The sequence below is a fragment of the Streptacidiphilus sp. EB103A genome, from assembly GCF_041261405.1.
Taxonomy (GTDB): domain Bacteria; phylum Actinomycetota; class Actinomycetes; order Streptomycetales; family Streptomycetaceae; genus Streptacidiphilus.
This window is the reverse complement of the sequence record NZ_JBGCAQ010000013.1, coordinates 217,252-230,711: the sequence shown is the minus strand read 5'-3', so window position 1 is coordinate 230,711 and position 13,460 is coordinate 217,252. Positions and strand designations below refer to the sequence as shown.

8 protein-coding genes are annotated in these 13,460 nt (G+C 69.1%); 2 read left to right on the top strand and 6 right to left on the bottom strand.

The window, feature by feature from the left end; all coding sequences use genetic code 11:
- Nucleotides 1-144 precede the first annotated feature (144 nt).
- Together ABH941_RS22685 and ABH941_RS22680 are read right to left on the bottom strand one after the other, a co-directional pair.
- Nucleotides 145-1,122 carry an aminoglycoside N(3)-acetyltransferase gene (locus ABH941_RS22685; RefSeq protein ID WP_370131242.1) on the bottom strand — a complete coding sequence of 326 codons (978 nt, stop codon included), beginning with the start codon at nt 1,120-1,122 and terminating at the stop codon, nt 145-147.
- Nucleotides 1,119-3,497 (bottom strand): FxsB family cyclophane-forming radical SAM/SPASM peptide maturase, encoded by a 2,379-nt coding sequence (locus ABH941_RS22680; protein WP_370131289.1) that lies wholly within the window; start codon nt 3,495-3,497, stop codon nt 1,119-1,121. The genes ABH941_RS22685 and ABH941_RS22680 overlap by 4 nt, the downstream gene beginning before the upstream one ends.
- A 517-nt stretch (nt 3,498-4,014) precedes the next feature.
- On the opposite strand from ABH941_RS22680, the gene ABH941_RS22675 reads away from it, so the two are divergent.
- Nucleotides 4,015-4,947, top strand: coding sequence for an alpha/beta fold hydrolase (locus ABH941_RS22675; RefSeq protein ID WP_370131241.1), 933 nt, complete (start codon nt 4,015-4,017; stop codon nt 4,945-4,947).
- Here the strand turns inward: ABH941_RS22675 and fxsT are convergent.
- The 4 genes from fxsT to pdxH form a co-directional block, all read right to left on the bottom strand.
- Nucleotides 4,916-8,932, bottom strand: coding sequence for an FxSxx-COOH system tetratricopeptide repeat protein (gene fxsT, locus ABH941_RS22670; protein WP_370131240.1), 4,017 nt, complete (start codon nt 8,930-8,932; stop codon nt 4,916-4,918). The genes ABH941_RS22675 and fxsT overlap by 32 nt on opposite strands.
- Entirely contained in the window at nt 8,929-10,041 is a 1,113-nt protein-coding gene (gene fsxC / locus ABH941_RS22665) for an FxsC protein (RefSeq protein WP_370131239.1), read from the bottom strand. Before fsxC ends, fxsT begins: the two co-directional genes overlap by 4 nt.
- Before the next feature lie 112 nt (nt 10,042-10,153).
- A complete protein-coding gene (locus tag ABH941_RS22660) occupies nt 10,154-10,855 on the bottom strand; it encodes a TIR-like protein FxsC (RefSeq protein WP_370131238.1) in 702 nt (233 codons plus the stop codon).
- A gap of 594 nt (nt 10,856-11,449) precedes the next feature.
- The gene (gene pdxH / locus ABH941_RS22655; RefSeq protein WP_370131237.1) at nt 11,450-12,103 is read right to left on the bottom strand and encodes a pyridoxamine 5'-phosphate oxidase; all 654 of its coding nucleotides are present in this window, start codon (nt 12,101-12,103) and stop codon (nt 11,450-11,452) included.
- A 255-nt stretch (nt 12,104-12,358) separates the two neighbouring features.
- On the opposite strand from pdxH, the gene ABH941_RS22650 reads away from it, so the two are divergent.
- Nucleotides 12,359-13,459: a citrate synthase 2 gene (locus tag ABH941_RS22650; protein WP_370131236.1), complete on the top strand. Its 1,101-nt coding sequence runs from the start codon at nt 12,359-12,361 to the stop codon at nt 13,457-13,459.
- Nucleotide 13,460: the final 1 nt, after the last annotated feature.

The window sequence follows — 13,460 nt, the reverse complement described above, 5'->3', positions numbered from 1 at the left end:
GTGCGCCAGGGCCTCGCATAGCTCAGAAAGAAGAAGGGGCGGGGCGCATCCTCGCCCCGCCCGCCGCGAACACTCAACGGGCACCCCCTCCGGCGGTCAGGAGCCGCACACTGTGTTCCTCGCCGTTGTCCGTCCGGCTGCCGGTCAGGTGTCCGCTCCACTCCACAGGGCCTGACGAGCCGTCATGAACTCCTTCAGGGAAAGGGTACGCAACTGTCCGCTGTCACGTTCCACGGTGGTGAAAGTGCAGGAATCCGACCAGAACTCGGGCGGCATGCAGCAGGTGTGGAGTCTTCGGATGATGCCGTAGGTGGGGGCCGTCATGCGGTCGGCGAGGTAGCGTTCCATCACCCAGCGACGGGCTGCGTCGACAGCGGGAGCCACCGGGATCAGATGGCTGACAGCTGCACCGACCCGCCCTTCTCCGAACCGGACCTCGCGGCGTATCCGTTCTCCCATTTCCGGAAAGTGTCCGTCGTCCAGGTCCACGGCGTTGAAGAGCTTCCAGCAGCGCAGGCGGTTCTCGGTGGAGACCAGTGCGGCGTGGACCCGCACCGGAGGGTTCGGCGGGTAGTACTCGGCGAGGTGGTAGGGCGTGAATCTCCGGTCGGCCACGCCGATCAACAGGCCCTGCGCCTGCATCTCGTAGAGTCTGCCCACCGGTGAGTCCTCGCCGAGGTGGCACTCCAGCCGGTGGTCGGCCACGATCTCCGCGGCCCGGGGCCCTATCGCTGCGAAGGAGGTCTGCGGATGCGCGCTGCGCAGTGCGCCCGGGGTGGTCCTGACGGCCTCCGAGATGATGCCGACCGTCCTCCGCGAGCTGGGAGTGCGGTCGATGTCGAAGGGTTCCATGGCGCGCCTGTGGGCAATCCGCTGGGACCGCAGGTCCATGTTCGCGCTGTCCGCCAGGTACGCCGGTGAGCTCAGCGAGTTCTCCGGGGTGGCCGTGTAGACCACCAGCGTTCCCACCGGACCGAGGGCCTCCAGCAGCGCGTCCACGACTGTACGGACGCCGCCCCGGACCTGGCCGATGCTGCGGAGCGAGGCCTGCACGAAGAGCACTCCGCCCGGACGGACGCCGATACGGCCCAGGTCGTCGACAAGTTGCTGTCGTCCTATCACCGTGTGCGGGTGACAACCGGCCGAGCGGTGTCACCGTGATCGCTGCGGAGTTCGTCCAGCCATGGCGTCAGCGTGGCTTCCATACCGGCAACGAAGCGCCCGCCGAGCCGGGTCAGCGACCCGGATTCGGACAGGATCCCCAGCGCCTCGGCGGTGTGGCCCAGCCACCGGGCGAACTCAGCCAGGGCGTGGTCGGCCGTCGCGCCGACGCCGACTTGCCCGCTCAGGTCGTGCCAGCGGGCGCGCCAGTACTCGGTCACCGCGACATGCGCGTACGTCCCCTGGAAGACGCCCTCCAGTGGACGGGGGTCGTCCCGCCAGGGCACGCGGAACAGCCGGGCGTCGTCCCGGTCGAAGAGGTCGTGGACATCCAGCACCGCCCCGAGCTTCACATGCTGGAACTCATGGACGATCAGCAGCGCCAGCGTGTCGGCGGCCGTCGGCCGGGCGATGCCGACCGTGCCGAAGGCATCGCGCGCCGCCGCGCTCACGTCCTTGCCGGGTGGTGCCGACTGCAGCGGGGTGATGTTCGAGAGACCGGCGGCCACGCCACCGGCATAGCGCGGCATCGCCCGATGGACGAAGCGCCAGGCCTCGGTGAGCCCGGCCTCCCAGGCCGCCAGCTCTGCGTCGTCCAATCGGTCGGCGACCGGCCACTGGTGGATGTCCCGCTGCGGGTCGGTGTCCTCCAGGGCCACCGTCCAGTCGGGTCCTGCGGCGATCCGGCGCACCGGCTGCCAGCGCCGGTCGGCGCCGGTCCAGCGGACCCGGGTGACCACGCCGTCCAGCGCGGCGGTGAAACCGTCCGCGGTGCCGCTGACGATCGCCGTGCCGGGGCCGTCGAGCAGCAGCAGCCCCAGCCCGGGCAGGCGCAGCACGCCGCCCCGCCGGACCGGCACCGGAACCTCCTTCTCGACACCGACCCGAAGCACCGCGACAGCGGCAATCTCCGCCATCCCACCGAGGTCGGCCCCTGCGTCCCCATCGAGGCAGCGCATCGCCCAGGCCCTGGTGTACGGATGGGCCAGGGTGGCGTCCAGCGCCTCCGGCGCCTCGGCGTCGAGCGTCGTCAGCAGATCCCAGACCGGCTTGGACTCGAACCGGTCGGCAGCCCGGTCCCACACCGTGGCCAGCAGCTCGCGGCCGATCTCCAACTGCTCCGCGCCCAGCAGGGCGACGACGTCGGCGTCCCCGTAGCCGGACGCCAACTGGTCGAGCTGGTCCTCGGACAGCAGCTCGGCCTCAACCCGGGGTTCGCCGGTCATACGCTCGTGCTCCGCCACATCGCCGATGAAGGTCAACAGGTCCCGGCAGAAGACCGAGGGGTTGTCGAAGCCGGTACCGGCACTCCCGGACTCGTACCGGTGGGCGTACAGGCCGCCGCCGCAGCTGCGCACCACCGGGCAGTTCCGGCACTCCTGGCACAGGCCCTCCAGGCCGTGCTGACGGTCGATCATGCCCGGGTGCCTGGCCGCGGTGTCGAAGTCGTGGTCGAAGACATTGAAACCGGTGGCCGACGCGCCGTCATAAGCCGTCTTCAGCGAGTCGGCCTGCTCCAGCGTCCCGTCGGTCTCGACGACCACCAGATCGGCCGGTTCGAGGCCCAGGTTCTCGGTGAGGCTGCTGAGCCCGTGCAGGGTCCGCAGCACCGAATCGAAGGTCCGCACCGGGACCGGGCGGCCCTGGTCCTCCCAGCGCCGGTAGACGGCGCCGAGCCAGTCCGCGTAGGGAGTGCTCTCCGGCCCGTCGGGGCGCAGCGGCGGCTCGTCCCAGGTCGAGTGCGGGAGCAGGAAGTCCAGTCGCGGCGGCTTCAGTGCCAGCAGCGCGTCATAGACGGCGATCGGGTCGTTCCGTACGTCGATCGTGCAGAGGAGTCCGGCGAACAGCCGTCGGTACTCGGGCTGCTGCAGCAGATCAATCGCCTTCAGGACCTTGGCGTAGCTGCTGCGTCCGTCGGCGTAGCGACGGTGCAGGTCGTTCGCGGCCCTGTCCCCGTCGAGGGAGATGCCGACCTTGATGTCGTACTCGGCGAAAAGATCAAGAAATCGCCGGTCCAGCAATACGCCGTTGGTATGAATGCGCAGGTCAAGCGCACTGACGCCGGATAGTTCACGCCTCAGCTCCTCGGCCGCCAGCCGAATCAGGTGCACCCCCGCCAGCAGCGGCTCCCCACCGTGCAGCACGACATGAACGGTATCAAGGCTGTGTGCCCTGGCATGCTCGGCGATTCGCTTCGCGGTTCGGGGCAGCACGTCACCCGAGGCGGCTCTTGGCCGTCCCTTCCACTGGGTGTCGGCGTGCTCGTAGATGTAGCAATGGTCACAGGCAAGATCGCAACGACTGTGGAGCTTGACGACGAACTGCCGGAAGGGCACCAACTCGACATCCCTGGTGTGGCGGAGATGGAGCACCCGTCAGGTCCGCGGTGACCTGATCGATCGGGTCTGCACACCCATGATTGGCGATCCGGTCCGAACCCGCCAGGGGGTGTACATGAAGAGGGCGCGACTTCAGCCAAACAATGACGAAACTCACTCAAGTAGGTTTCGCGGCCCCGTCAACCGTGACCATACTGAAGGTCCCACCGTCGCCAGGGAGGGTTCGGGTAGTTAATTATGTGCCAGATCCCTTTCTCTGGGGCCCATGTGACGTATTATCACGTGCACGTCGCTAGTGCGACCCAGGGGGCTGGGGGCCGGCATGACACACTGTCGCATCGCACGCGAGTGCCCTCCTTGATCCAATCGTGTGAAAACGGAGGGGTGAGCTCGTGTTTCGTGGGTTAGTGCTGAAGGCTGACGGCATGACGGGTGACTTCATGCGCCATAGGCACAGCTCGAGGGGCGAGCTCGGCCAGGGGGTCCGCGACTGATGCCGCAGGATCTCGCGGAGATGCCGACAGCAGAATCCACCCCGCTCGACCCTCCTCCTGACGCACGCATGGTGAGTGCCAAGAACGGCCGACGGCTGCGCGTGGAGGAGTGGGGAAAGAAGGACGGCACCGCCGTCTTCGTGCTCCATGGCACCCCCGGCAGCAGAATCGGCGTGGCCCCCCGCCACGGCGTGCTGTACCGACAGGGAATCAGGCTGATCGCCTACGACCGCCCGGGATACGGCTGGTCCGACCGACACCTGGGACGCCGCGTCGTCGATGCCGCCGATGATGTGGAGGCCATCGCCAACCACTTGGACGTGGATCGCTTCGCCGTGGTCGGGCGCTCCGGCGGCGGCCCTCACGCCCTCGCCTGCGCCGCCAGGCTCGGCGACCGGGTGACCAGGACCGCAGCTCTGGTCAGTCTGGCCCCCCGGGTCGGCGACGACGGCATGGGGGACGCCTGGTACGACGGCATGGGCGCCGGGAACCGGGAGGAGTACGGCCGCGCGGTGGAAGGTCTGGATGCGCTCACCGAAAGCCTCCAGGACCGCGCCAAGGCCATTCATGAGGCTCCCGGGGAACTGATCAAGCAACTGCTGGCCGAGGTGCAGGCAGCCGATCTCCAGGTGATCGCCGATGCCGGCATCCGCCGGATACTCAAGGACAGCTACCGGGAGGCCCTGCGCCAGGACGGCACGGGATGGATCGACGACGCGCTCGCCTTCGTCAACGACTGGGGCTTCCGGCTCTCCGAGATCACCTCCAAGGTCCTGCTGTGGCACGGCACCGACGACGTCTTCTCGCCGGTCAGCCATTCCGCGTGGCTGGACGGGCACCTCCCCGACTCCAAACTGAGAATGGAGCCGGGGGCGGCCCACTTCGACGCCATCGCGCGCCTGCCCGATGTGCTGAGCTGGCTCACCAAGCCTGGAGTTCCAGGATGTGACTGATCCGTTCCCACCCCTCGGCGCTGATTGTGTCGGGGTGGGACTCACCGAAGTTGCGGTCGTGGGCGAAAGCCGCGACCGCTTCGTCGTGCAGGCGCTGTGCCTCCACGGTGTGGCCCCGGGCCTTGAGGGTCACCGCCAGGTTGGACCGGCAGGCGAGGGTGTCCGGGTGGTCCTCACCGAGGTGGGCGGTGAGCCGGGCGAGGCAGGAGCGTTCGCTGGACTCCGCCGCCTCCAGTTCCTCCAGCTCGGCCCGGGCATTGGCCCAGTTCACCTCGGCGCACAGGGTGAAGGGATGGCTCGGGCCCAGCAGCTCCGTCAGCCGAGTGGTGGCGGTCTCCCCCAGGTTGGCGGCCCGACGGCGGTCCGGCCGGCTGGCCCCCGGGGTCCGCAGATAGACGGACACATTGTCGCTGCAGGCCAGCGAGTTGGGGTGGTCGTCGCCGAGCAGGCGGCGGTAGCGCTGCCAGACGTCCTGCGCCCTGCGCAGTGCGTCCCCCGGCCGGTCGAGGCTCCAGTCGTCGGCCGCCTTGTTCAGGGCGCACTGCAGGGTGTCGGGGCCGTCCTCGCCGTAGCGCTCCTCGAACCGGGCCAGGGTGTCGTTGGTGAGAGCCGCGGCCCGCTCGTACTGGCCCAGCACACGCAGGGAGACGGCGAGGCTCTTGGCGGCGCGCAGGGTGTCGGGTGAGTCGTCTCCCTGGAGCCGCCGGAACGCCTCGTGGAGCCGTTCCAGGTCCGCTGCCGCGTCCCGCAGCTCGCCTCCGTCCCGCTTGTCCCGGGCCAGGTAGAGCTGGGAGGCCAGGGTGCGGGCGTGGTCAGGTCCCAGCCCCTGACGGCGCAGGCGCTCGGTGCGCTCGTCGTACTGCTGGGCGCTCTTGGCGTCGCCGAGGAGCCGGTAGTCGATGGCCAGGTTGTGGGTGAGGTTCAGAACCTGGCGGTCCTCCTCCAGGAACTGTTCGACCAGACTGGCATGGGTGCGCAGGTCACGGTCCAGCGCCTCCTGGTAGCGGCCGAGGGCCCGCAGGTCACCGGCCAGACCACGGGCGGTGGCCAGGGTGCTCACGTCGTCCTCCCCCAGGATTGCGGACTGCAGCTCCCATGTGCGCCGGTCCAGTTCCAGGGACTCCTGGTAACGGCCCTGGTCGCGCAGGACGTTGGCCCTGATGGTGCGCAGAGCGAGGGTCTGCGGATGCTCCGGCCCCAGGGTCCCGCACCACAACGCGTCCAGCCGCTCCCCCTCGCTCTTGGCGAGCGTGTAGTCGCCGTTGCGCCAGTGCAGCCGGACCAGGTCGATCATCAGCTGCCGCACCTCGGGGATCTCCGACTCCTCGGCGCCGCAGGCCACCAGGTGGGGTCGGATGAGTTCGAAGTCCGGCCGGTTCTCCGGGTCCTCCACCTCGCCGTCCAGCGGCCGGCACTCCGCGAGCACCAGCTGCACCTCCCGCTGGATCTGCTCGCGCTCGTCCTCGGTCATCTGCGCCCGCAGCAGCGCCTGGAGCACCCGGTGGACCTGGATGGTGCCGCGTCTGCCGTCCACCTTGGCCAGGGACAGGCTTCGGATGGCCCGACTGATCCCGCCGAGCACGGACGCCCCGCCCTTGCGCACCCGCGGGTCCTGCTGCGCGAGCGCGGTCAGCATCGCCGGATTGCGGTGCAGCAGCTTCTGCGAGAACGGCTCGGGTCCCAGGAAGACGGACATCTGCATCAGTCGGCGGGCGGACGGCCACTCCTTCTCCAGGGTGTTCAGGGACACCGCGAAGGTGGTCCTGATCGGGGTGGGGTAGTCCGCCGCGAGCGGAGCCTGGTCGAAGATGTCCGCCGGGTGCTGCTTGAGCAGGTCCATATAGGTCTCCACGGGCATGCCGCTCAACCCCAGGAAGGCCGCCGCCTGCTCGACCGCGAGCGGCAGGTCCCCCAGTTCCTCGGCCAACTGGCCCGCCTCGGCGTCGGTCATGCCCCGGACGCGGCGCTCCAGGTGGGAGACGCTCTCCTGTCGGGTGAAGACGTCCACCTCCAGTTCGGACGCCTCCTGGCTCCACACCTGGTTCCGGGAGGTGATGATGACGTGGCCGTCTCCGCCGGGCAGGAACTCGGTGAGGGTCTCCGGATCCTCGGCGTTGTCGAAGATCAGCAGCCACCGGGCGACAAGCGTTCCGGCCGCCAGGGTGTCCTTGGCCAGGATCGCGGCGTCAGCCTCACCCAGGGTCCCGCGGATGCCGAGACGGTCGGCGATCGCCGCCAGCTCGGTGGTGATCGAGGAGGTCTGCTCGGACGGCACCCACCAGACCAGGTCGTAGTCCGACATGAAGCGGTAGGCGTACTCCCGGGCGAGCTGGGACTTGCCCACCCCGCCGAGGCCGTGCAACGCCTGGGTCCCGCTGGTCGGGTCCTGGGCGGAACGTCCGATGAGGGTCTGCCGCAGCTCGGCCAGCTCCTTGGCGCGGCCGGTGAAGTCGCTGTTGCGGCTCTGGAGGGCGACGAACTCGGGGCGGATGCCCGGATAGCGCGGGGCGTCCGGCGCGTCCAAAGCGGTCTTGGCCGCCTGGACGGCTTCGTTGTCACCCCCGAAGTACTTGATCAGCTGCTCCGCCGCCGAGGCGGCACCCAGCGCCGGGGAGGTCAGGTCGAGCGGAAAACTGTGGCCGCTCGGCGCACCCGGCGGGACGGAGCCCAGGCGCAGGCCGAGCGTGCGCGGCCGGGTCAGGGCCAGGTTGCTGCTGGAGACCGGACCCCAGAACTCAGTGGACCTGGCCGCCTGGAGAAAGCGCACCGTCAGCAGTGGCACGGTCACCAGGGGGGCCGTCGACCCGCCGTTGGTCACCCCCTTGGCCTCGTCGGGCGTGTCGGAGTCGATGCGGGAAGCGGCGAAGCGGTAGCCGACGGCCTTGAGCAGGTAGCTCGTCCACTCGAGCCACATCTGGTCCTCCACGGCGTACCAGAGGTGGAACCGGGTGTCTCCCCCGCCACCGATCGGCTTGCGATCGAACTTGGCGACCGTGGCCAGCCTCAGGGGTTCCGCCATCGACGGCAGGGTGGAGACCTCGCCTCTGGTCAGTTCACGGGTCAGCCGCTCGCATGCTCCCAGCACGGTGTTGGGGATGCCGGTCTGGTCACCGAAGACGGCCAGGATCTCCTCGTAGGCGTAGTAGGGCTTGTAGGGGATTTCGATGGAACCCCAGTACTGGTCGTCCTTGACGGTGTAGAGCGCCTTGGGCAGACCCTCGAACTTGCTGCGCGCCTCCGCCCGTCCGCGCTCGGCACGCTCCTTCTCGCCCTCGTCGATGCGCATGGGCACCGGCAGGATTCTGATGGGTTCCGTGCTGTGGCCGACGGCGCCCCGGGTCTGGATGTGCCGGGCCACGTCAGCGGCCCCCCTGATGCTCTGATCGCTGAGGGTGAAGCAGACCACCAAATCGTCGGGGAGCTGCTGGGTGCAGATGCTGGAGGTGTCGCTGAGCCCGGTACGGCTGTCGATGAAGGCGTAGTCGTAGCTCCTGACCATCTCCTCGCGCAGGGCGTCAAGGAAAACCCCGCCGTAGTAACGCTCGTAGAACTGGTCCCAGTTGAGGCCGCCGAGAATGGACCCGTAGTCGTTGTTCTGCTTGCCCGCGGAGATGAAGTCGATCCTGCCCCCGTCGGGGAAGTTCCAGTTCAGCTTGATCGCCTGCTGTTGCACCGCAGCGTGCCCGCTCAACCGGGCGACGGCGTCCGAGGGGTTGTCCAGAGACCGCTCAAGGTAGTCGTTCACCATGTTGACGACACCGCCCGTAGTCGTCAGAACATCCTCGTTGAGGAAGGGGTGGAAGAACCGGAACAGCCCCGGGGCCTCCAGGTCCCAGTCGACCGTGAGCACCTTCTTGCCGTTGGCGGCGAGGATCCAGGCGACATTGGCCATGGTCATGGTCCGACCGGTGCCGCCCTTGTAGGAGTAGAAGGTGACCACCCGGCCCTGGCGGTCCTCCGGCGCACTCCCTGCACTGACGCTCATCGCGGACCTTTCGAATGGGGTGTGGACGGACGGAGGGCTCGGAGCTGGATGAAGGCATTGCGTGCCTGGCGCAGGGCGACCGGCACCAGCGCGGCGAACGTGGCGGCGTCGGGGATGCCGCCGCGCAGGTGCTCGTAGCCCGGTGTGGGCTGTCCCAGTGCGACGTTGAGGGTGTCCCAGGTCAGCAACCGCAGCTGCTCGATCTCCTGTTTGGACCGGCGGGGGATGCTCTCGGCCCTGGGCACCCAGGGGACCATGACCGCCATCGGGCGCCGGCGCTGCGGGTTGTACCCCAGCAGATGCCGCAGCATGGTGTCGTTCTGCAGTGCCCAGCGGTCGAGCAGCAGCAGCTGCGGGACGAGTTCGGCGTCCTCGACCGTGCCGGCGGCCCTCGTGCCGGCCCGCTCGAAGTCCTCGACGGAGCGCACGTGCACATTGCTGTCCCTGGCCACCGCGGCGGCGAGTTCGGCCAACGGTCGCGCGCCCTCCTCACGGTAGGGCTGCCACAGCTCGGGGAGCTCGCTGTAGTCCGCGGGGTCGCAGCCGAGCGGGAGGCTCTCCCCGGTGGTCCTGGCCAGCACCAGGATGCGCAGGCTGCGCACCGCCGGATGGTCCGGCCAGGGCTGAGGTTCGCGCGACAGACCGGTCTCCGCGCCAGGGGCGAGATCGATCTTCTCCACCGCGTGCACTATCGCCTCGGCCACGCTCCGTACTCCGACGCGGTACTGGGCCAGACGCTGGGCCAACTGGTGCCTCAGGCCGTTCTCGCCGAACTGTAAGCGCAGGTCCTGCTCGTCGAGGGCGACCCCGTCAGGTGCACTGCTCCAGAGCCGTTCCCACAGGACGGTGATCACGGCTGAATCCGAACTTCCGTCCGGGGAAAGGCGTTTGCGGAAGGCGAGCCACTCGTTGTGGCACTCGGCGTCCTGGAAGTACTCCGGGGAGCAGAGGACGACCAGGGCCTTGCTCCGGGCCAGCGCCTCGCTGCGCCGTGCACGCCGTACCTGGTCGCTCTCCCCGGGGCCGTCCAGGTAACCCGTGACCAACCCGGCCGACCGGGAAGGACGTTCGGCCAGGGCCCGGTTGAGGTCGGCGTGGAACTCGGTCACCCAGGGGTCCCCCTGGGAGGAGCCCCGCGGGTGCGCATAACTAAGGAAGTACTTCGGATACCCCCGCTCCCCCGCAGACCCGCTCATCCCACCGACCTTCCCTCCGTCAGAGCTAGCCCGCCGCTTTGGACTGTTTTCCCAAGAAGATGACACCGTCCCAGTTGGGCTTGGACTGGTGGAAGGCGCTGGGGGCGGTCGCCACATTCACCATTCTGCCGGGTTCCACCGTGGTGTACATCAGAAGGTCACTGACACGCCGGGCGAGCTGGTTCACCACCTGGTGGTAGGAATCCCGCTTCCCTGCTTGCCTGCTGAGCGCCAGCAGGCCGTCCCTCGCGTAGGCCCCGGGCATCTTCTCGTTGGTGTACTGGAGGCGCTGGATCACGGTGTTCCTCCGGTCCTGCGGCACCGGCACCCAGACCACCGGGAGTATCGCCGACGTCTCCGGGGACAGCGGCGGTCGGGCATGGACCGTGCGCCGGCTGAAGACCGCCCACTCCTTGCCGCACCAGTCGCTGTCCAGGTAGGGCGTGGACACCAGGGTGATCAGGACATGGGTCTCGGCGAGCATGTGGGAGATGAAGCGGCCCCAGTCGTCACCGATGGGTATCTCACGGTCGGAGACTCCCGGCGGGACCTGGCGGGTGCCCTGGCGGACATGCTGGCCGATCTCGAAGTTCAGGTCCTGGACCAGCTCGCCGATCGGCGAAGGGTCGTCCCGCGAGGGGTAGCCCGGGGGCCGGGCGTAGCTGACGAAGAAGGACGGCCCGTCGCTCCGCGGCTCCGACGCCCCGCCCGTCGTGCGTTCGGTCACCACTGTCCTCCCGGGCACGCCACTGTCCGACGCCCCATCAGGAGCGTTTCAGGACAACGGTATCGCGCGAAGGAGACAGTAAGCGCTCACTCGACGGAAAGAGCTTGGCGAATAAGGGCACACATGACCGGGCGAGCGATCATCGCTCGCCCGGAATCAGGAATTCCGCGGACGGAGACCTCAGGACGCGGGCATCAGATCGAGGACCCGAATGCCGCGACCTCGACCTGCTTGGAGCGACCTTCGCCGAGGAGGTGACGAAGCAGGGCAGAGGCAGGGGCCTCACGGGCGTCTGCTGCGAGGTGCACGAGAGAGCGACGTGACCTGAACCGGCCGTACTCAGGCACAGGGCGCAGGATGGCGCGGGAGGTGGTGGGAGTAGTCACATTCGACCAGCCTTCGAGTTGTTGAATCACGACTCCTGAAACGCCCCCGTCGTGCCCCTTGTCAGCGACTCCCCTCCGTGGCCGTTCCAGCACGAAGCTCTCCAGGGCGCATAGATTCTGAATTAGCGTCACCCATACCCGCCGTCGGGGCAAGACCGCATCAATCGATGGTCCGGTATGCGGCGGTGTTCTGGCTGAGATGCGCCGCTCAGGGCTGGAGCCGCTGTACGCTCCAGCTCTCGTCGCCCACCGCGCGGTGGTAGCCGAGCCGGTCGTGCAGGCGGTTCTCGCGGCCCTGCCAGAACTCGACGGTGAGCGGGGTGATCCGGTAGCCGCCCCAGAACGGGGGGACCGGGACGCCCTCGCCCTCCGGGTAGCGGGCGGCCAGGTCGGCGTAGCGCTGTTCCAGCTCCGCGCGGGAGGCCACCGGGCGGGACTGCTCGCTGGCCCAGGCGCCGAGCTGGGAGCCGTGCGGGCGGCTGCGGAAGTAGGCGGCGGTCTCGTCCCGGCCGACCCGCTCGGCCAGGCCGGTGACGATCACCTGGCGGCCCAGCTCGTGCCAGGGGAAGAGCAGGGCGGCCCTGGGGTCAGCGTCCAGTTCGACGCCCTTGCGCGAGCCGTAGTTGGTGTAGAACACAAAGCCGCGCCGGTCGTACCCCTTGAGCAGGACGGTCCGCGCGCTCGGCTGACCGTCCCGGCCGACCGTGGTGACGACCATGGCGTTGGGCTCGTCCAGGCCCGACTTCGCCGCGTCCGCGAACCAGCGGTCGAACTGGTCCATGGGCTCCCCGGCCAGTTCGGACTCGTCGAGGCCCGCGGCGAGGTACTGGCGGCGCATCGCCGCGACATCGTGAGACTGCACGTCGCCATCATCCCGCACTCCTTTCACCCGTACGAAATCTCGACGTCAAGAGATAGGGTGTTCGGGCGTCGCACACCCCCTGCGGGGGCATCACCGTCGTGGGCTCTGGCGCAATGCACCCAGTGCCTGGCACCCTGACACTGCGTGCCACATGCCCGCAGCCGTACTGCCGCGCAACCGCGCGGAAGCACCGCCACCACAACCGACGACTTGGCCACACCACAGTCACCGACGTCGATCCAGAGGAGCCGCCTGATGTCCGATTTCGTACCCGGACTCGAGGGAGTCATTGCGTTCGAGACGGAGATCGCCGAACCCGACAAGGAGGGCGGCTCGCTCCGCTACCGCGGGGTCGACATCGAGGAGCTGGTCGGCCACGTGTCCTTCGGGAACACCTGGGGCCTGCTCGTCGACGGCAAGTTCAACCCCGGCCTGCCCGCCGCCGAGCCGTTCCCGCTGCCGATCCACTCCGGCGACATCCGCGTCGACGTCCAGTCCGCGCTCGCCATGCTCGCCCCGGCCTGGGGCCTCAAACCGCTGCTGGACATCAGCCCCGAGCAGGCCCGCGACGACCTCGCCCGCGCCGCCGTGATGGCCCTCTCCTACGTGGCGCAGTCCGCGCGCGGCCAGGGCCTGCCGATGGTCCCGCAGAGCGAGATCGACAAGGCCGAGACCATCGTCGAGCGCTTCATGATCCGCTGGCGCGGCGAGCCCGACCCCAGGCACGTCAAGGCCATCGACGCCTACTGGACCTCCGCCGCCGAGCACGGCATGAACGCCTCCACCTTCACCGCCCGGGTCATCGCCTCCACCGGCGCGGACGTCGCCGCGGCGCTGTCCGGCGCGGTCGGCGCGATGTCCGGACCGCTGCACGGCGGGGCGCCCTCACGCGTCCTCGGCATGATCGAGGAGATCGAGCGCACTGGCGACGCCGGCGCGTGGGTCAGGAACGCCCTGGACAAGGGTGAGCGGCTGATGGGCTTCGGACACCGCGTCTACCGCGCCGAGGACCCGCGCGCCCGCGTGCTGCGCCGCACCGCGATGGAGCTGGCCGCTCCCCGCTACGAGGTCGCCGCGGCACTGGAGAAGGCCGCGCTGGATGAGCTGCACGCCCGCCGCCCCGACCGGGTCCTGGCCACCAACGTGGAGTTCTGGGCCGCGATCATCCTCGACTTCGCCGAGGTCCCCGCGCACATGTTCACCTCCATGTTCACCTGCGCCCGTACGGCGGGCTGGAGCGCCCACATCCTGGAGCAGAAGCGCACCGGCCGCCTGGTGCGGCCCGCCGCGCGGTACATCGGCCCGGCGACGCGCAGCCCGCACGAGGTCGAAGGGTTCGACGACATCGCCCGCTAGA